Here is a 19441-nt window from a genome sequence, read left to right on the forward strand (position 1 = left end):
TTTTTTGTTTTTATTATTGGCTTCCACCTACAAGTGCATTTAATATTTTAGTATGAGGTCCTCCATCACCTACCGGTGCAGTTTGGCCTCCTTTACCGCAATATCCAACACTTAATTTGAAGTCTTTTCCAACACCATCAACGTTTTTAAGTGTTTCCAGAATATTTCCGGAAAGTGAAACATCTCTTAATGTATTGGTAAGCTCTCCATTTTCAATCTTATATGCTTCAGCAGCATTAAATTGGAAAATTCCTTTTCCAGTGTCTACTTGACCTCCTCTTGAACCTTTAAGGTAGATTCCATCTTTAATATCTTCTATTAATTCATCAAAAGTCATGTCTCCTGGCTGTAGGTAAGTATTACTCATCCTTACAATTGGCTGGTCAGATATTGATGATCTGGCATTTCCAGATGATTCCATACCTAATTTTCCCGCACTTTCTCTTGAATTAAGAAGACTTACAAGTTTTCCATCTTTTACGAGTTGATTTGGTTTTGTTTTGACACCTTCTGCATCATAGGCATAGTATCCAAACCCGTCCTTTAAACTTGCGTCATCAAAAATATTCACAATGTCTGATGCAATCCGTTCTCCAAGTTTGCCTTTAAGGATTGAATCGTTTTGTAAGATTAAATCACCTTCAACAGCATGTCCTAAGGCTTCATGTATGAATACTCCAGTTAGAAGATTGTCAGCTATTATTGGGAATTGTCCTGATGGGGCAGCTTCCGCACTTAATAGCCTAATGGCCTTTTCAGATATTTCTCTTGCAAATTTTTCAATATCTTCATTTTCAATAACCTCAAATCCTTTCACTCCTCCTATGCTGCCATGGCCGAATTGAATCATTTCGCCATTGCTCGCTGCTGAGTTGAGGGACATGGATGTTGTTGTGGTCTGCTGTTCAATTATGGAGCCTTCACTATTTAAAAATAATGAATTGGATTCATTATCCGAATAATTTACAGTAATGCTTGCAATCTCTCCAAAATCCGCTGCTTTATTTGCCTCAAGCAAAACCTCCTTCTTCTCTTCAATACTCACATCTGAAACCGGTATCTTAACATCAGTTTTTACTTTATCTTTAACAACAGGACTTTCTGCAAGTTCCACTTCTCCTTTAAGGGAATTGGATAATTTAATTGAAGTTTCAGCTATCTCATCTAATTTTGAGAAATCATTAGTATAGGCAAAACCCCATGCTCCGTTATTTAATACTCTTATTCTAACTCCTAATTGATTACCAGTGTTTATCTCATCAATATTGCCATCTTTCATTATGAGTCCAGTACTATTCCCTTTTCCTGCCCTAATATCAATGTAATCTACTTTAGGAATAGTTTTTGAGATAACCTTCTGGCATAGATCTATATATTCTTCCATGATTTTTCACCTGATTTAATAATGTAGTTATTTATATTATATATTTATTGAATAATATTAGTATAAACTTTTATAATTTTTCATTAATTAAATAATTAAAGGTGTGATTCGATGGTTATAATTATTGGTTCAGGAGCAGGTGGTGGAATTCTTGCATATGAACTTTCAAAGGTTAACATTCCGGTTACAATAATTGATAAGGGGGATTATATAGAGACTAATGATGGAATCAAACATTATGATGCCTATGACGAAAATATAGATCTGCTTACAACCACTTGTGTTGGAGGTTCCACTATCGTATCCATGGCCAATATGGTTCGTGCATTGGACAATGAGCTTAATGACTATGGAATTGATTTGACAGATGAGTATGATTATGTGGAAAAGCTTATCAACGTTCATGAAATGGACGATTCCCATATAGGGGACGGAACCAGACTATTTTTGGATGCTGCTGGTGAACTTGGTTTGAATGTATCTAAAATGCCAAAGGCAGTATATGAAGAGAAATGTGTTCAATGTGGAATGTGTGCATTGGGCTGTCCTGTAGATGGAAAATGGACTTCCAAATCATTTGTTGATGATGCAATTGAAAATGGAGCGCAATTGATAACAGGGGCAGAAAATATTGGGATATTAACAGAAAACAACGCTGTTGCTGGTGTTAAATATTCAAAGGACGGGGAGGAATTTAAACTGCAATCAGATATTGTTGTCCTTTGTGCAGGGGCTATTAATTCTCCATTATATTTGAGAAAATTGGGCATTTCAAATGCAGGTAGAAAATTATTCTTCGATCCTTTCGTAACCATCGGTGGCGTCATCAAGGGAATTAACTTTAACAAGGAACTCCAGATGGCAGGGCTTGTAATTGGTGATAATTTTGTCCTTTCCCCTCATTTCTCCTCATTTATCAGGGATAAAATTCATGATGAGACAGTAAGCAATGAGGATATATTGGCAATTATGGTAAAGACTCCTGACGATGGAAAGGGCTACATTAACGATGATGGCAGTGTTGTAAAGGAAAATACAATCAATGACATTCGTTATATGGCTGAAGGCTGTGCAGCGGCAGGCATGATTCTGGAAAAAGCAGGGGTTGATGTAAACACCATTAAATCCACAGTTTACAGGGGAGCGCATCCTGGTGGTTCAGCAGCTATTGGGGAAATAGTTGACAGCAACTTGGAAACCTCTATTGAGGGTTTGTTTGTTGACGATGCAAGCGTACTTCCAATATCTCCAGGAAAACCGCCGATTTTAACAATACTTGCACTTTCAAAAAGATTGGCGGATTATTTAAAAATAGAAAATTAAGAAGATTATTCGAATTGTTTTTCGATATCTTCTGTTTTTATCAATTTTTCACAATAATGGCACCTGACTACAGGAGGATATTTTTCAACAACTGTAAATTTAGGTGTTATTGGTTCATTTATATTGTTTGTGATACATTTTGAATTGGTACATTTTATCAAACCAGTAATCTTATTTGGAAGAATGATTTTTTCTTTTTTCACTGGTTTATAATCACGAATAATATTAATGGTCGCTTTTGGAGCTATCAATGCTATCTGATTAATTTCTTCAGAGTCCAATTCTCTATTTTCTATTTTTAAAATATCTTTTCTCCCAATTTCCTTTGAAGATACATTCATAGCTATTGTAACGTTTTTTGTTTCTGAATTTGGAAGGTTCAATATTTTAAGAATATGTAATGCACCATTTGCTGTAATATGGTCAATTACAGTACCGTTTTCAATTGCTTTGATTTTTAGTTCGGATTTTTTAAGTTTATCCATAAAATAACCTTTTTATTTATATATTTTTAAGTCTAAAATGTCTATAATACTTTCAGCATCTCTCATGAGTCTGTTCATGTCCTTATCTTTTGTTTTTATTGTAAATGTTTCAACAACACGTCCTCCACGAGCTTTGACTTTTTTTTCAAGTTTTTCAATGGTTGCAGCTCCGCCGGAAGAGGTCATTGTTGTAAATAGGATAACATCCTTTCTTCTCAAGTCACATGAATCGATAATTGTGCTGATTGCAGGACTTGGTTTGGATGCCCATACTGGTGTTCCTATATATATTAAGTCATAATTTTCCAGATTGAGTGTTGGTGGATAAATTTCAGTTTTATTTTCACGAAATGCGTCAAAAGATGCGGTTAGCCTGTTTTTAAATCCATCTCTTGGTTTCAAGTCTTGAATCATAACTATATCCGCATTTAGATTATATGCCAATACCTTTGAAATTATTTCTGTAGATCCACTTTCTGAATAGTATATTATTAAAGTTTTCATCTGACTCTCCTTATGGGTGAAGGCCGAAATGTGTTAAACCTGTTTGTTCTGGAAGTCCAAGTAAGATGTTCATATTGTGGATTGCCTGACCTGATGCTCCTTTAACAAGATTATCGATTACGGATAACATTACAAGTCTTCCGGTTTCATCTATTTCAAATCCGCCAATATGGGCAAAGTTGGATCCGCGAACAGAACTTAGGTGTGGGATTTCCCCTTCATCCATAATTTTAATAAAATATTCATCACCATATTCTTTTTGATATAGTTCCCTAATCTCTTCAGGTGTTATATCTTCATTTTCTTCATTTAAAAAGCTATGGCTTGTTGTTTGTATTCCACGAATTACAGGGACCAAATGAGGGGTAAATGAAACTTTAACGCCTTCAAATCCTTTCAATTCTTGTTGAATTTCAGACATGTGCCTATGGGTTGAAATTTTATAAGGATTTACATTGTCCGCAATATTGGGATAATGTGTTGTTTCGCTTGGATTAACTCCAGCACCACTGACTCCAGTTTTTGAATCAATAACTATTCTATCAACAATATTGTTTTTAATTAAAGGGTATGATGAGAGAATAGCTCCTGTTGGGAAACATCCTGGGTTAGCTACCAGATTTGCCTTTTTGATTTCATCCCTGTATATTTCAGGAAGTCCATATACGGCTTCAGCATCGCTGGTGTGCTCCATCCCATACCATTTCTCATAGACGTCTCTTGATTTGTATCTGTAATCTCCACTTAGGTCAATTACCTTTGCACCAGTTTCTAAAATGTCTGGGACAATTTTCATTGAAGCTCCATGTGGAGTTGCTGTAAACACAATGTCTGCTTCTAGTTCGGATGGCTGCTTGTTCTTAAAAACAAGTCCTGAATCTCTAATATGTGGGTGTATTTTATGAGCTTCCACTCCATCATATTGTCTGGATGTAATTTCTGTAACTTCCACTTCGGGATGGTTTAAGAGCATCCTTAGAAGTTCTCCACCTGTATATCCGCTTGCACCTACAATAGCTACGTTTGTCATTTTAATCACAATCATCTAATTTATCTTTAAAGTCAGTATTTTTAATTTTTTTAATAATTTTACAGCTGCTGTCCAGCTTTGCATCATGATAAACATTCACACGTTCAACCTTAGCTTTAAGACCTCTCTTATTAATTTCCTCTTGGATTTTTTCCTCGTTATGGCATTGGTCAGGGCCAATTGCAATTATGTCCGGATCTATTTCTTCCACAATTTTGAATATGTCTCCATCCTCATTTCCAAGAACTGCCTCATCAACAGGTTTCAACATCTGTATAAGGTCTCTGCGCTGATTTTCACCTACAATTGGGGTTCTTTTATTTTTCTTAACGGTGGAATCACGAGCTATGACCACATAAAGTTCAGCATCATCACCACCAAGTTTTTTAGCTTCTTCAAGGTATATTCCATGGCCAGGATGTAATATATCAAACGTTCCACTTGCCATTACTTTTTTCATTACTTTCACACCTATCTTTTTTGATATTTCAATGCTTCTTTCAAGTCAATCTTGTCTTTATATAGTGCAGATCCAATTACGATACCTTCAACTCCGGTCTTGTTTAGCTCTTTCACATCTTCAATGCTGGAAATGCCTCCAGAGTAAACTATTGGAATGTCTACTGAATTTTTAAGGTTGTTAAGAGGTTCTAAATTAAATCCACCAAGCAATCCTTCCACATCGACGTTGGTGAAAAGGATACTTCCTGCTCCAGCTTCCTTCATTGAATTTGAAAGCTCTACAGGGGTTTTGTCAATATTTTCCTGCCATCCCTTAATTACGACTTTATTGTCTTTGCTGTCAAGGGAAACCATCACTCTATCTGAACCATATTCATCAGACAATTCTGTCAAGGTTTTGGGATGCATTATTCCCATGGTTCCTATGATGACTCTTTCAATGTCCAAATCAAGAAGTTCTTTAGCATATTCGGTACTTCTAATCCCACCACCAATCTGTACTGGAACTGAAACTTCATCCACTATCTTTTTAAGAGCTGGAAAATTGGATTCTTTGTTTATTGTTCCATCCAAATCGATTATGTGCAATGCGTCCGCTCCCATGTCTTCCCATTTTTTAGCTACCTTTTCAGGATTTTCAATCTGAACCATTTCGCTTCCTGGCTTTCCCTGAACAAGCTGCACGCACTTTCCATTTTTAACGTCGACAGCAGGCATTATTAACATTTCATCTTTTTTAAATGACATTTTAAACCTCTTAATTATATTATAATATATTATTTATGTAATATTGTTATAATTAAAATTAGCTATTATTCAATCATAAAATTATTATTATTTGATTTATATAATATTTTAATATGAAAAGGACGGCTTTAAAAATTGGATATATTGGAACTAATTTTCATGGATTTCAAAGACAACCTGATTTAAGGACGGTTGAGGAAGAATTAATTTATCATTTAAGAAAATTGGGATATATTGACGATTTGAAAAAGTCCAGATTTAGAATTGCAGGTCGTACCGATGCAGGAGTTCATAGCTTGGGAAATGTAATCAGTTTTCAAAGCGAAAAGGAAGTTCGAGTAAACGAGATCAACAACAGCTTGCCTGATGATATTCAGATTCTTGCAAAGGCCCCTGTAAGGTTTGGTTTTAAACCGAGATATGCTGAAATGCGCCAGTATCGCTATATGCTGTTTCGTGAAGATTTGGACTTTGACAAGCTTAATGAGGTTGCCGAAATATTTAAGGGAACCCATAATTTCACCAATTTTACAAAGCGTTTCCAGAAGACAACAACAAGAACAATTTCAGACATTAAAATCAATAAGGTTGAACTGGAAGATTTCCACAAGAAAGAATTTCCAAATTTGCATGACACCATTTCTCCAATTTTTGTTGATATCTATGGTGAAAGCTTCCTATGGAATATGGTTCGCAAGATGATGAGGGTCTTTGTGGACGTTGGCTTGGGCAAGATGGATTTGGATAGGGTTGAGGAATTGCTGAATCCTGAAGAAAACGCTCCAAGAGCCAATATAAAGGTTTTGGAACCTGATTATCTTATTTTGATGGACATTGTTTACGATGGGATAAAGTTCACATATGACGATTATGCCTGCAGAAGATTTAAAAAGGAATTGGTCAATAATCTGACAAATCTTCAAAGGGATTATGCGATTAAGGAATCAATAATAAAAAGTTTAAATGATTTGCACTAAATTTATTTATGAGGGGTAATATGAAAATAGCTATTGTACTTGGAACTAGGCCGGAAATTATTAAAATGGCGCCAATTATTGATGAAATTACTAAAAGAGATATGGATGTGGTCCTAATTCACACAGGACAGCATTATGACAAAGAAATGTCCGATAATTTCTTTAAAGATCTGGAAATTCCATTGCCTGACTACAATATATCCGTAGGTTCAGCTTCTCACGGTAAGCAGACAGGTTTGGTTATGGAGGGAATTGAAGACATTTTAATAAACGAAAAACCTGATATAGTTCTTGTTCAGGGGGATACAAATGCTGTTTTGGCAGGGTCCCTTGTTGCGGCCAAGCTTCATATTGCTGTAGGTCATGTGGAAGCCGGTTTACGTTCTTTTGATGACACTATGCCTGAAGAGATTAACCGTAAGGTAAGTGATGTTTGTTCTGCAATGTATTTTATTCCAACAGAAGATGCAGCCATCAACTTGCTTGCAGAGAATATTTCTCATAAAAAAATGATAATAACAGGAAATAGTGTTGTCGACGCTTGTTTTAGACATTTGGAAATAGCTAAAAAAAGAGAAATTGAAGAGGAATCTTTAAGGGAAATAGATTTCGACAATCTGGATAATGTGATTACTTTAACTATGCACAGGGCAGAGAACGTGGATGATGAAACTCGTTTAAAGGGCATCATCAATGCATTAAAAGAGTTGACAGAGACCAATATCATTTTCCCAATCCATCCAAGAACCCAGAAAACCTTGCAGAATTTCGGTTTATATGATGAATTGGATTCATTGGATCATATTCATATGGTAAAGCCATTGGGATATCTTGATTTTTTAGTTCTTCAATCTAATTCAGATTTAATTTTAACAGACTCAGGAGGTCTTCAGGAAGAGGCCATAACTCTTGATGTCCCGGCATTAACATTAAGGTACAATACGGAAAGGCCTGAAACAGTAACTGCTGGTGGAAACATATTGGTTGGTGCAGACACCGATGTTATTGTAGGTTTTGTTAGAAAAATTCTGGAAGACGATGATTTTGCAGAAAGCATGAAATCAGCTAAAAATCCATATGGTGATGGTACTTCTGCCATTAGGACTCTTGATGCTATTGAGAAGTTCTATGAGGAAGGGTTGCTTACCATTGAAGCTCCTGATGATATTATGACTTCATTCAAAAGAAAAATGGCTGTTGTAAATGAGGATATTACTGTAGCGGAGTTTGAAGATCGCTATTGTGCTTTGATTCATTTGGTTTACAACAATGAAGAAATGCTATTCCCTCACGATGACTTAAACCTTAAAAACTTGATGATTGCTTATGACAAATACAACTAAGAACTCTATTTTGGCATTTGAATATTTTACTGCTTCTGGAGAAAACGATAAATGCATAAGTTCAGAAGCTGAAGCTCTTATTCGTGCTCTTTTAGATGATTTAAAAGATTTTGATGTAACTATTATTTTAAATAATACCTATAAGCATGTTGCTGATGGCTACAGCAATGTAAATCCCATAATTATAGAAGGGAGTTTGGAGGATTATTTGAAGGATAATTTGGATGGATTTGAAAAGGCAATATATATTGCCGCTGAAAATGACAATCATCTTTACAATATTGCCAAGATTTTGGAGGATAAGGATATTTTTATTTATAATTCCAATTCTGAGGCATGTTTCAAGAGCTCAGATAAGTTTGAATTATTTGAGTCATTGTACGGTGCCGTTCCACAGCCTCTTACAAATAAGTTTAAAATTGATTCTAAAGGTTATTGGAAACGTGCTGTTGAGAATCTCTATAAGAAATGGCAGGCTGAAGATCCATTAACAAAGCTTAAACTCATCATAAAGCCAATAAATGGTGTTGACTGTGAAAATGTAGTAATTCTGAATGACATTGATGAGTTAAGCTATGATTTGGAAGATATATTTCCTCCAGGTTCCAGAATCCTTGTTCAGGAATTCATTGATGGTGAAGATATTAGCGTAAGTTTGATGGTTCATGACGGCAAGGCAATACCTTTAAGTATCAACAAGCAGTTTGTTGAGATTAAGGGTGATTTTGAAAGATATCTGGGTGGAATGCTTCCATATGAAACAGACTTTAAAGATCAAATTTTGGAAGTGGCAATTAAGGCTTGTGAAACATTGGAAGGTCTGAACGGTTTTGTTGGAGTTGATTTGAGACTCAATCCTGATGAAACAGATTTATACAATGTTTATTTGATTGAAATCAATTCCAGATTTACCACTCCATATGTTGGGCTTCAAAAAATTGCTAATTTCAATATTGCAAACAGCATTATTGATTGGATTGATGGTAAAATGGATTCAGAAGATTTGGAGAAAATTATATCTTTCGATGGTCATGTTGAGTTTAAGAAAGTGAAGGACCATCTTATGATTGAGGTGTTTTAAAATGAAGATTGCAGGTTTTGATATTGGAGGTGCAAATACAGATTTGGCCATTATTGACTTTGACGGCGATGAAATAAAGAACATTGAAGTGGATTTTGCATACCTGCCAATGTGGAGTAACAATGATGATTTGCAGAATGTGTTGGTTGATTTGATTGAAAAGATATGTCCTATTGATGAAATTGATGCAGTTGGAATATCCATGACTGCTGAGCTTGTTGATGCATATGATACAAAAAAGGATGGTGTTCTGGACATTGTGGAAAAATGTGAAAGGACATTTGACTGCCCTATTGGATATGTGGGTCTTGATGGAATTCTTACAAGAGAAGAGATAGAAGCAAATCCTTTAAATGCAGCAGCTGCAAACTGGATAGCCACCTGTGAAATAGCTACTTTAATTAGTGACAACTGTATTTTCATCGACACAGGAAGCACAACCACAGACATCATTCCAATCAAGAACGGAAAGCAATGTGCAATAGGCAATTCAGACTTCGAAAGATTGGCCACTGGAGAGCTGGTATATACCGGTACATTAAGGACAAATCTTGCCAGTTTTCTTGAAAAGATTCCATTTAATGGAAATGAATATAGGGTAGCTTCCGAACTGTTTGCACAAACCGCTGACGTTTATATGGTTTTGGATTTGATTGACGAGTCTGATTATGTTTGCGATACATTCGACGGGGAAGGAAAATCCAAATTCGATTGCATGAAAAGAATTGCTCGCGTTCTTTGTGCAGATATGGATATGTTGTCCGAAGAGGACATTTTAAAAATAGCTAGTTTTATACACAAAGCCCAAGTGGCACAAATCGCAGATGGCTTAAATCAAGTATCAAAAACACAAGGGTTGGATTTGATTGTAACAACAGGTCTTGGAAAGGACATTCTCGATAAAAGGGCTGCAGAACTATTGGGTTTAAAAGTCCAATCCATGGGCGAAATACTGACTGATGAGCAGTGCGTTGTTGCGCCGGCTGTAGGAACTGCAGTCATGATGAACAAAGCCATCTAATACCAGACATCTTTAATTCCAAACAGATATGCAAGTGAATTTGAGATCAAATGGATAAAAATAGTAATTACTATGGCAATTACAACAAACATCCAGTCAAACTTAACAATTACAGATACGAAAAGCAAGGCAACCAATATGAAGTCTGCCTGATCAAGGATAGGTGCCGGTTTTCCCCTGCCTATTCCAATTCTTCTTTTTAGAAAACTTCCGATGGCATCTCCAACAAGAGCTCCCAATCCCAATAGGAATCCTACGATGATTCCTTCAACAAGACTTGTGCATATTGGAGTGAAAATGTAGCTTCCAAAGTTTGCCATAATGAACGGACCAAAAAAACCTTGAATGGCTCCAACAACAGTTCCAAAAATAGTTCCTCCAATAAGGCCTTTCCAAGTCACCCCATCTCCAATCCAACGATTTCCCTTTTTGTCTGATTTTCTAAAATCAACGGGAGTGCCTCCTCCAAACAATAATCCTCCACTGTTTGAAGCGTAGGCTGGAAGAATAAAAAATACCGTTGTTAGGCATGAAAATAATAATATTTCAAAGTTTGTTAACATTCATCAATCTCCATTTAGTATAATTATCTATTTGAAAGTGATTTTATTTAAATTTTCATATTTATGGCAATTAAATTTAAATAGTTGGGAGTATTAATATTATTATATTATAAAAATTATCAAAATTACCGAAATTCACTTGTATTAAGATATTTGGAGGTGCTTTTTTGAAAATTAAAGATACTAAAAGTTTATGCCCGGAATGTTTAAAAACACTTGATGCTGAGGTATATGAGGAAGACGGAAAAATTTACATTAAAAAAACCTGTGAAGAACACGGGGAATTTGTTAACACTTATTGGAGTGACGCTGATTTATATCATAAAGTAAATAACTTTGAACCAACAATTAGACACGTTGAAAATCCTGCAGTGGAAAAAGAAGGGGCCTGTCCTGAAAACTGCGGCCTTTGTGAAAAACATAATACTTCTACCGTATTGGGATTGATAGATGTAACTAATCGTTGTAATTTACGCTGTCCGATTTGTTTTGCAAACGCGGCTCAAACTGGAAGGTTATATGATCCTACACAGGATGAAATCAGACAAATGCTTAAAAACTTAAGAAATCTAAAACCTTTCCCAACCCCTGCAATTCAATATGCTGGTGGTGAACCAACAGTACGTAAAGATATTGTTGAACTCATAGCAATGGCTAAGGAAGAGGGTTTTACCCATGTTCAAATAGCTACAAACGGTTTAAGATTAGCTAGGAAGGAAAATTTTGCTCAGGAATTAAAAGATGCAGGATTAAACACAGTATATATGGCATTCGATGGTGTAACACCAGAACCATATATTGCAAGTAGAGGAAAGGATTTACTTCCACAAAAACTTAAAGCCATTGAAAACTGTAGAAAAGCAGGCCTTGGTATGGTTTTAGTGCCTACTGTTGTTGGCGGAGTAAATGATCACCAAATAGGGGACATTATTAAATTCGCATTTGAAAACAGAGACATAATTTATGGAGTAAACTTCCAGCCTGTTTCATTTGCAGGAAGAACTCCTTCTGATGCAGTAGAAGAACAAAGAATAACCATTCCTGATTTTGTCAATTTGGTATCAGAACAAACCTTGGGAGATTTGCAGCCTGAAAATTTCTACCCTCCATCATCTGTTGAACCAGTTTCAAGATTTATGGGTATTATGGACGGCGAACCAGCTAGTGTTACCCTTAACTGTAGCCAACATTGTGGTATAGCTACTTATGTTTTCATTGAGGAAAGCGAAGACCCAGACAAGCCTGACAAATTGATTCCTATTACTGACTTTATTGATGTTGATGGATTCTTTGAATTACTGGACAAATACTCTGACAGGATTGAAGAAGGAGGATTTGGTATTAAGAAAAGAACCCTTGCAAAAGCAGCTACAGAATTGCCTAAATTAATCAACAAGGATAAAAAACCTAAAAACCTGGACATTACTAAAATCTTGTTAAATGTATTTACACACAGGTCTTATGATGCTTTAGGCGAATTCTCTAAAGATGCAATGCTCATTTCATGCATGCACTTCATGGATCCATTTAACTTTGATGAAGATAGGGTTAAAAAATGCGTTATCCATTATGCAACTCCAGATGGAAGAATCATTCCATTCTGTTCAATGAATTCAATTTATAGAGAAGGAATTGAAGAAGAGTTTTCAACACCATTAAAATCTAAAAAAGAGTAATTAAACTCTTTTCATATTCTTTTTATACTGGGACTGTTTCATATGATTATTAAATCACCTTCAAGACTCCACATGTCTTTAATAGATTTGTCTGGAGCATATGGTCGTATTGATGGAGGTATTGGTCTTACATTACAAGATCCTAATTTCGTTTTATTTGCCGAACCTTCTGAAAAAGGCATCCAAATCGATTTTGACGATTCTATAGTGGATAATCGTATTATTGAAGATTATAACAAGAAAATCAATGATGCCGCAAGTAAAATGATTGAGTATTATGATGATGGTAGAGGTTTCTATTTTAAAGTTATGAAAGCATATCCTCCTCATTCAGGATTGGGTTCCGGTACTCAAATAGCCTTATCTACAGCCAAGCTTATTTCAGAATTCAATGGGGATTCTTTGGACTCATTGACTTTAAGCACTATTATAGGTCGTGGTGGAACTTCAGGAATTGGAACATTTGCTTTTGATAAAGGCGGTTTCATTATTGATGCCGGTCGTAGTATAGAAGAAAAGGATTCTTTTTTACCATCTGCTGCTTCTGAGGTACGTCCTCCATTGTTATTCGCCAATTATGATTTTCCTGAAGATTGGGAAATCTTAATAGTGATTTTAAGCAGTGCTGATGGCGTTAGTGGAAAGGAAGAAGTAAACATTTTCCAGGACTACTGCCCTCTTCCTAAAAATGAGGTATTGGAGGTTTCCCATTTGATTTTCATGAATATGGTTCCATTCTTGCTTGAAAAGAATTTGCCTGCATTTGGAACAGCTATTGATAAGATTCAGAATTTGGGATTCAAAAAAGTCGAAGTGGAACTTCAAACAGATAAACTTAAGAATTTAATGAATAAAATGAGGGAATTGGGGGCTTATGGTGTTGGAATGAGTTCATTCGGTCCTACAGTTTACACTATTTTCGATAAAAACAATAAGTATATTGTTGATGAGATGAAAGAGTATGTTGGTGACGATGGTATAGTTTTCACTACAAAAGCTAAAAATTCAGGTCATGAAATAATTAAATAAAGCTTGTGATATTATGGATGAAATTAAAGGAAAAACATGGACTTTTGGGGAAAATATAGATACTGATGTTATTATCCCTGGAAGATATTTAAGAACTTTTAACCCTCAGGACCTTGCTGATCATGTTCTTGAAGGGGAACGTCCTGATTTTACCAAAAATGTTAAGAAAGGAGACATAATTGTTGCGGATGAAAATTTTGGCTGTGGATCATCAAGAGAACAAGCGCCTGTAGCTATTAAAACAGCAGGTGTGGATGCTATTGTTGCAAAATCATTTGCAAGAATTTTCTATAGGAATGCAATTAACATAGGTTTACCAGTTGTTGTTAGCGACATTGAAGCTAAAGATGGGGATATTTTAAAAATTGATTTGGCAAAAGGGATTATAGTAAATGAAACCACTGGGGTTGAGGATACTTTTGAACCCTTCAAAGACTTCATGTTAGATATCCTCAACGATGAAGGTCTTGTAAATCATTATTTGAAAGAAAACGAATAGATGGGGGATTGAATATGGAATGTCCAATTTGTGGATCTGAGGATATTGAAATTTTAAATTCAAAACAAAAATCCTCTAAAAAGAAGATTGTAGAAGAATTATTGTTAAAATGTAATGATTGTCAACACGTATTTAAGGATACTTTTTCAGCTAAAAAACCTAAACCTTACAGGATAATTATTAGTGAAAATGAAGATTCTATTAAAACAACTATAGATTTGTCTCCAGATGATACTTTGGAAGTTGGAGATGTATTGTTGTCTGAAGTGGGTCAAGTAATGGTATCTGCAATTGAAACCAAAGAAAAAAGGGTTGGCAAATCCAAAATTGAAGATATTGTTACCATTTGGGCTTCATCTATTGAGATTCCTGTTCGTATAGGATTTTCCGTAGATCTGCATGGGGAAGTGGATTCCTATAAGCTTGACTTGGATAGGGATTTCCAAATATCTACTGAAGACATAGTTAAAATCGACAAGCACATTGTCAAAATCCATGTTATCAAAACAATCGAAAGAAAGATTACCAGTGGATTTGCAAAGGCCGACGTAATTAAAAGGGTTTACGGCAGGCCGATACGTTTCAACAACTATGACTATGATTTAACCAAATATATTGTTAAAAAAACTTAATTTGATATTATGAAAGTTTTTATTGAAAGTTATGGATGTACATTTAATAAAGCCGATGCCCAAATCATGGCTGGCGTATTGGAAGATAATGACATCCAATTAACTAATTCTATTGAAGATGCTGATGTTATCATTGTTAACTCTTGTTATGTAAAGCTTCCGACTGAAAACAAGATTGTTTATAGGATTCAAAAGCTTCAGAAGGAGTTTCCTAACAAGAAGATTATTGTCGGCGGGTGCATGGTTGAAATCGATCCTGAAAAATTGGAGAAGATTGGGCCTGACTGCAGTTGGATTGGGCCTCATCAACTTAATAAAACGGCTGATGTTGTTGAAAAGGCCTATTGTGGGGAAGTTACAAGGGAGTGTGGATTTTCCAAGGAATCCAAAGTTAATGTAAATAAGGTTACTGATGATTCTTTTATTCATATTGTGCAGATATGTGAAGGCTGTACTGGAGCTTGCACTTTCTGCTGTACCCGTTTTGCAAGAGGGGCATTAAATAGCTATCCTATTGATGATATTGTTGAGGATGTTAGAAAGGCAATTGACAATGGCGCTGCTGAAATTCAGCTTACCGCTCAGGACACTGCAGCTTATGGGTTAGACACAGGTGAAAACTTAGCCGATTTAATCAAAGAGGTAAGCAATTTAGATGGAGATTTTCGTATACGTGTTGGAATGATGCACCCTAAAAACGTCTTAAGGAATGTCGATGAAATAATTGAAGCTATTAAACATCCGAAGGTATATAATTTTATCCATTTGCCCGTACAAACAGGAAGTGACAAGGTATTGAAAGAGATGAGGAGAGGTCACAATCTTGATCAGTATAGGGAAATTGTTGAAAAATTCAAGAAGGAAATTCCTGACATTACAATAGCTACAGACATTATCGTAGGTTATCCGACTGAAACAGATGAGGATTTTGAATTGACCTGCAATCTCCTTGAAGAAATCAGGCCAAGTCTGATTCATCTATCTAAGTATCAGCATAGGAAAGGAGCTATTTCATCTGATTTGAAGGAGATTCCTCACACCGTTATGAAACAACGTTCAAAACATTTGTCAAAAATTAAAGATTCAATTACAAAAAAAGAAAATGATGAACTTTTAGGAACAATACAACATGCTTTAGTTGTTGAAAAAGGTTCTAAAGGTGGATTCATAGCCAAATCAGATTCTTACATTCCAATAATTGTAGATAATGTAAAATTAGGCGATTTTATTAGAGTAAAAATAACTGAAACAACTTCTACATATTTAAAAGGTGTTTTAGTGGATTAAAATCGTTTATTTTATTATTATTTTATTTTCATTTTTGTCTTTTAATTTATTATTAATATTGTCTTTGCTTTAATTTTTTTAAGGCTTTTTAGGGTACTTCTTTTTTATGATGGAATTTTTATTAAATTTTTATTTAATCTTTTTTTTATAGTTTTATTTATTTTTTCTTTTAATTTTCACAATATTAATTTTAGATATTTTATTTTTAAAAATAATAACTTATAACTACTAACTATATATTTCTAATCGAATTTAGCCATTTTTACCGATACATTTATATAGTATCTTAATCTACTATTTAATTGGAGGTGTAATTATGAGTGAATTACCAATCGCACCAGTCGGTCGTATCTTAAAAAATGCTGGCGCACAAAGAATTAGTGATGATGCAAAAATTGCATTAGCTGAAGCATTAGAAGAAAAAGGTAACGAAATCGCACAAAAAGCTGTAAATTTCGCACGCCACGCTGGTAGAAAAACTGTAAAAGCTGAAGATATCAAATTAGCTATCAAATAGGCTTTTTTAGTATTTTATTTAAAATCTATTGGCCATTTCTTGTGGTCAATTTATATTTTTTTTAATTTTGACTATCGGTGATTACCAAAACATTTATATATATTATTGGATAAAGTATTAAATGTTGTATAGGACCGGTGGTCTAGGGGTATGATTCCTCCTTGACATGGAGGAGATCACGAGTTCGAATCTCGTTCGGTCCATATGCCATGGTAGTTCAGTTGGGAGAACGCTAGACTGAAGATCTAGATGTCGCTGGTTCAAGTCCGGCCCATGGCATTCCTAACTTATTTTTCTGTAATTATTTTTATATTAGCTATTGCTTTGTTTATTTTTCAAAAAAGAGTTTAATTAATTTCTATAAAAAAATTTAAAAAAAAGAAGAATTAAGTTTTTAATCAAACTTAATTGGCTTTGGAGTTATTTTTGTATTTTCCCTTAAATCTTGGTAATCTTTTACGATTTTATATCCTTCGTTGGAACCAATAAGGTCTGCTCCACCAGTCAATAGCTGGTTAGCTATTTTGTAGATGTTAACTCCGCCTGTTATTTTGATTTTTATTTTTGGAGCATATTTCTGAATGATGTTTATTAGGTTTACGTCTTCGTAAATTGTATTTGGACTTACAAAGCCGGTTCCGGTTTCAATATAGTCTGCTCCGCCTTTTTCGATTGCTTGTGCAGCTTTTATTACTTCCTCATCATCCAATGCTTTTGATTCAATGATTGCCTTGAGAATTTTGTCTCCAATTGCTTCTTTTACTTTTGAAACTTCTTCTTCAACGGCAGCATAGTTTCCATCCTTGATTTGTGAGATGTTGACTACCATGCCTATTTCGTCAGCTCCACTTTCTACTGCGGTTTCAGCTTCTTTAATTTTAGCTTCAATGGTGTCAAAGCCTAATGGGAAACTGATTACAGTCCCGATACTCATATCGGTGTCTTTGAGAGTTTCCTTTGCAAGTTCAACAAAGCTTGGGTTTATTGTAATTCCATAAAAATCAAATTCTTTTGCAGTTTCAAGAAATGCTTTCATTTCTTCTTCTGTTGCAAGGTTATTGAGATTATTGTATTCAATATGTCCTGCTAAGTCTTTAGCACTTTTTATTCTATACATAATATATCCCCTCTTCTATTTAGTTAGTATATATACGAACTACTATTTAATATTTGTGCATTATATTTTTTTAGCCATGTATGGTCCTTTTCTTTCATAGCCAAACTTACGATAGTAATTTCTAGATCCGATTCCGCTAATTATAAGAACTTCATCTTTTCCCATATCCTTTGAAATATCTTCAGCCCTCTTAAGCAATCTTTCACCAAATCCTGAATGCTGGCCAACGTTTTTGTTTTCCTGGCCAATCTGCATCATATTTCCATATACATGCAATTCCCTGATTAAAGCTGTTTTGTCAGTAATTTCATTTCTATGGGCTTTATCGGAAGGCATTCTAAGCCTTAAAAATCCGGCCAGGCTTTCTTCATTCTCATCCTCTACGGATATGAATGTCTCCAGCCCTCCACAGCAATTATAGGATTCCTCGAAAATATGGAACTGATCCAATGAATAATTCTGTTCTGTTTTTTTATGGCCGATTTCACGGCATCTGATGCACTGGCAGTTAATGTTCTCTTCCTCTAATCTGTTGTAAACCAGCTCTCCCAAGTTTGACTTTTGAACGCCGGCATCAATAAGTGTGGAAGGAATGTCTCTCTGTATTCTCATGGTTCTTACCCATTTTGGAAGAATTTTCTTGATTTTTACAATTAAGTCAACGGCCTCTTCATCATTGTATGGCTCATATTCACCACTGAGCCACAAGTCATACAATTCACTTCCCTTTGTTACAAGGCATGGGTAGATCTTAAGCATGTCTGGCATGAAATTCTCATCACTGAAAAGCTTTTTAAACATTTTCAGGTCTTGTTCTGGGGTTAAAAACAATCCTGGCATCATGTGCATAGCTACTTTCACGGCAGAGTCCCTGAGAATTCTGTTGGCATCAATGGTGTCCTGTATGGTGTGGCCTCTTTTAATCTTGGTGTAGAGATCATCATACAATGTCTGAACCCCAAGCTCCACACGGGTAACTCCCATATTAAGCATTCTGTCCACATGCTCTTCCTTGCAGAAATCCGGCCTGGTCTCGAAGGTCATTCCAACACACCTTACTTTCGATGACTCATCTGCCTTTTGAACATCCTCGATTAACACGTAATCGTTTGGAGAATAGGTCTTCAAGATTCCCTCTTCATATTGCCTGATTTTAACCTTGTCCAAATCATAGCTATCGTCCCTTGGCTCGTTGGTAAGTATTAGTCCGAAATCAACCATGGCCTTTAGGCATTGGCTGACAAACCATTCCTGATAACAGGGATCTCTTGAAGGGAATGTGCCTCCCATAATGATAAGCTCAACCTTGTCAATGGGATGACCAATCTTTTTAAGCTGTTTCAAACGGTTGAAAGTTTGAACATATGGATGAAATTCAAACATTCTTCCTCTAAGCGCAGCAGGTTCCTCACCAGTATAGCTAGGTGGAGCAATATCACTTTTAGGACAATAGAAACATCTTCCATGAGGACAATCATGGGGATGGCACATTACGGCAACTATTGCAACTCCGGACATTGTTCTGGTAGGCTTCTTTTTCAGTATGTTGGAAACGATTTCCTTTTCTTCTGCTGTTGCAAATTCAAGAATATTTGAATTGCTCATGAATTTCGATAACTTCAAATCCCTGCAAAGCTGTCTTTTTTCAACTTCCAATTCACGTCGAGTAGATATTTTTCCATCTATAATATCCTTAATAATAATTCGACATGCTTTTTCCATAATTATCACCATTTAGTCAATAGTTAATTTTATATATGTTTT

The 19441-nt window shown here is 35.3% G+C and carries 20 protein-coding genes and 2 tRNA genes; 13 read left to right on the forward strand and 9 right to left on the reverse strand.

Annotated features, from left to right (window positions below; genetic code table 11):
• Positions 1-13: 13 nt before the first annotated feature.
• On the reverse strand, positions 14-1384 hold the full coding sequence (locus Q4P18_RS02000) for a TldD/PmbA family protein (protein ID WP_303334967.1): 1371 nt from the start codon (positions 1382-1384) through the stop codon (positions 14-16).
• A 111-nt stretch (positions 1385-1495) separates the two neighbouring features.
• On the opposite strand from Q4P18_RS02000, the gene Q4P18_RS02005 reads away from it, so the two are divergent.
• Positions 1496-2707, forward strand: coding sequence for a GMC family oxidoreductase N-terminal domain-containing protein (locus tag Q4P18_RS02005; RefSeq protein ID WP_303334969.1), 1212 nt, complete (start codon positions 1496-1498; stop codon positions 2705-2707).
• A 5-nt stretch (positions 2708-2712) separates the two neighbouring features.
• Here the strand turns inward: Q4P18_RS02005 and pyrI are convergent, their stop codons facing one another.
• From pyrI to hisA, 5 genes are read right to left on the reverse strand one after another with little or no spacing between them, the layout of a single operon-like run.
• Entirely contained in the window at positions 2713-3192 is a 480-nt protein-coding gene (pyrI, locus tag Q4P18_RS02010; RefSeq protein WP_303334971.1) for an aspartate carbamoyltransferase regulatory subunit, read from the reverse strand.
• A 12-nt stretch (positions 3193-3204) separates the two neighbouring features.
• Positions 3205-3696 carry a flavodoxin gene (locus Q4P18_RS02015; RefSeq protein WP_303334973.1) on the reverse strand — a complete coding sequence of 164 codons (492 nt, stop codon included), beginning with the start codon at positions 3694-3696 and terminating at the stop codon, positions 3205-3207.
• Positions 3697-3706: 10 nt separating this feature from the next.
• Positions 3707-4726, reverse strand: a complete 1020-nt coding sequence (gene argC / locus Q4P18_RS02020; protein WP_303334975.1) for an N-acetyl-gamma-glutamyl-phosphate reductase — start codon at positions 4724-4726, stop codon at positions 3707-3709.
• A gap of 1 nt (position 4727) precedes the next feature.
• Positions 4728-5186, reverse strand: a complete 459-nt coding sequence (locus Q4P18_RS02025) for an adenylyltransferase/cytidyltransferase family protein (RefSeq protein ID WP_303334977.1) — start codon at positions 5184-5186, stop codon at positions 4728-4730.
• 11 nt (positions 5187-5197) lie between these two features.
• The gene (hisA, locus tag Q4P18_RS02030) at positions 5198-5935 is read right to left on the reverse strand and encodes a 1-(5-phosphoribosyl)-5-[(5-phosphoribosylamino)methylideneamino]imidazole-4-carboxamide isomerase (RefSeq protein ID WP_303334979.1); all 738 of its coding nucleotides are present in this window, start codon (positions 5933-5935) and stop codon (positions 5198-5200) included.
• A gap of 113 nt (positions 5936-6048) precedes the next feature.
• Here hisA and truA point away from each other — a divergent pair, with 113 nt between their 5' ends.
• The 4 genes from truA to Q4P18_RS02050 are packed head-to-tail and all read left to right on the forward strand — an operon-like array spanning position 6049 to position 10357.
• Positions 6049-6912, forward strand: coding sequence for a tRNA pseudouridine(38-40) synthase TruA (gene truA, locus Q4P18_RS02035; protein WP_303334981.1), 864 nt, complete (start codon positions 6049-6051; stop codon positions 6910-6912).
• A 20-nt stretch (positions 6913-6932) separates the two neighbouring features.
• Positions 6933-8255 (forward strand): non-hydrolyzing UDP-N-acetylglucosamine 2-epimerase, encoded by a 1323-nt coding sequence (gene wecB, locus Q4P18_RS02040; RefSeq protein WP_303334983.1) that lies wholly within the window; start codon positions 6933-6935, stop codon positions 8253-8255.
• Positions 8239-9336: an ATP-grasp domain-containing protein gene (locus Q4P18_RS02045; RefSeq protein ID WP_303334985.1), complete on the forward strand. Its 1098-nt coding sequence runs from the start codon at positions 8239-8241 to the stop codon at positions 9334-9336. Before wecB ends, Q4P18_RS02045 begins: the two co-directional genes overlap by 17 nt.
• A 1-nt stretch (position 9337) precedes the next feature.
• Positions 9338-10357 carry a hydantoinase/oxoprolinase family protein gene (locus Q4P18_RS02050; protein ID WP_303334987.1) on the forward strand — a complete coding sequence of 340 codons (1020 nt, stop codon included), beginning with the start codon at positions 9338-9340 and terminating at the stop codon, positions 10355-10357.
• Here the strand turns inward: Q4P18_RS02050 and Q4P18_RS02055 are convergent.
• Entirely contained in the window at positions 10354-10920 is a 567-nt protein-coding gene (locus Q4P18_RS02055) for a CDP-2,3-bis-(O-geranylgeranyl)-sn-glycerol synthase (protein WP_303334989.1), read from the reverse strand. The two genes, Q4P18_RS02050 and Q4P18_RS02055, sit on opposite strands and share 4 nt — an antisense overlap.
• A 167-nt stretch (positions 10921-11087) precedes the next feature.
• Between Q4P18_RS02055 and tes the strand changes: the two genes are divergently transcribed.
• The 8 genes from tes (at position 11088) to Q4P18_RS02095 (ending at position 16839) form a co-directional block, all read left to right on the forward strand.
• Positions 11088-12596 carry a tetraether lipid synthase Tes gene (tes, locus tag Q4P18_RS02060; RefSeq protein ID WP_303334991.1) on the forward strand — a complete coding sequence of 503 codons (1509 nt, stop codon included), beginning with the start codon at positions 11088-11090 and terminating at the stop codon, positions 12594-12596.
• 42 nt (positions 12597-12638) lie between these two features.
• On the forward strand, positions 12639-13625 hold the full coding sequence (locus Q4P18_RS02065; protein ID WP_303334993.1) for a beta-ribofuranosylaminobenzene 5'-phosphate synthase: 987 nt from the start codon (positions 12639-12641) through the stop codon (positions 13623-13625).
• Between the two features lie 13 nt (positions 13626-13638).
• Positions 13639-14124: a homoaconitase small subunit gene (hacB, locus tag Q4P18_RS02070; RefSeq protein ID WP_303334995.1), complete on the forward strand. Its 486-nt coding sequence runs from the start codon at positions 13639-13641 to the stop codon at positions 14122-14124.
• A 14-nt stretch (positions 14125-14138) separates the two neighbouring features.
• Positions 14139-14756, forward strand: a complete 618-nt coding sequence (locus tag Q4P18_RS02075; RefSeq protein WP_303334997.1) for an HVO_0476 family zinc finger protein — start codon at positions 14139-14141, stop codon at positions 14754-14756.
• A gap of 9 nt (positions 14757-14765) precedes the next feature.
• The gene (locus tag Q4P18_RS02080; RefSeq protein WP_303334999.1) at positions 14766-16043 is read left to right on the forward strand and encodes a tRNA (N(6)-L-threonylcarbamoyladenosine(37)-C(2))-methylthiotransferase; all 1278 of its coding nucleotides are present in this window, start codon (positions 14766-14768) and stop codon (positions 16041-16043) included.
• Positions 16044-16359: 316 nt separating this feature from the next.
• Positions 16360-16560 (forward strand): histone family protein, encoded by a 201-nt coding sequence (locus Q4P18_RS02085; RefSeq protein ID WP_178784731.1) that lies wholly within the window; start codon positions 16360-16362, stop codon positions 16558-16560.
• Between the two features lie 131 nt (positions 16561-16691).
• Positions 16692-16763: transfer RNA gene (locus tag Q4P18_RS02090), tRNA-Val, on the forward strand.
• Positions 16764-16766: 3 nt separating this feature from the next.
• Positions 16767-16839 (forward strand) — tRNA-Phe (locus Q4P18_RS02095).
• A 115-nt stretch (positions 16840-16954) separates the two neighbouring features.
• On the opposite strand, the gene deoC is transcribed toward Q4P18_RS02095, so the two are convergent.
• Complete coding sequence (deoC, locus tag Q4P18_RS02100) at positions 16955-17677, reverse strand: deoxyribose-phosphate aldolase (RefSeq protein ID WP_303335004.1); 723 nt, start codon at positions 17675-17677, stop codon at positions 16955-16957.
• 60 nt (positions 17678-17737) lie between these two features.
• Entirely contained in the window at positions 17738-19399 is a 1662-nt protein-coding gene (locus Q4P18_RS02105) for a tRNA uridine(34) 5-carboxymethylaminomethyl modification radical SAM/GNAT enzyme Elp3 (RefSeq protein ID WP_303335006.1), read from the reverse strand.
• Positions 19400-19441: the final 42 nt, after the last annotated feature.

Source organism: Methanobrevibacter sp., assembly GCF_030539665.1.
In the GTDB taxonomy this organism is placed as follows: domain Archaea; phylum Methanobacteriota; class Methanobacteria; order Methanobacteriales; family Methanobacteriaceae; genus Methanocatella.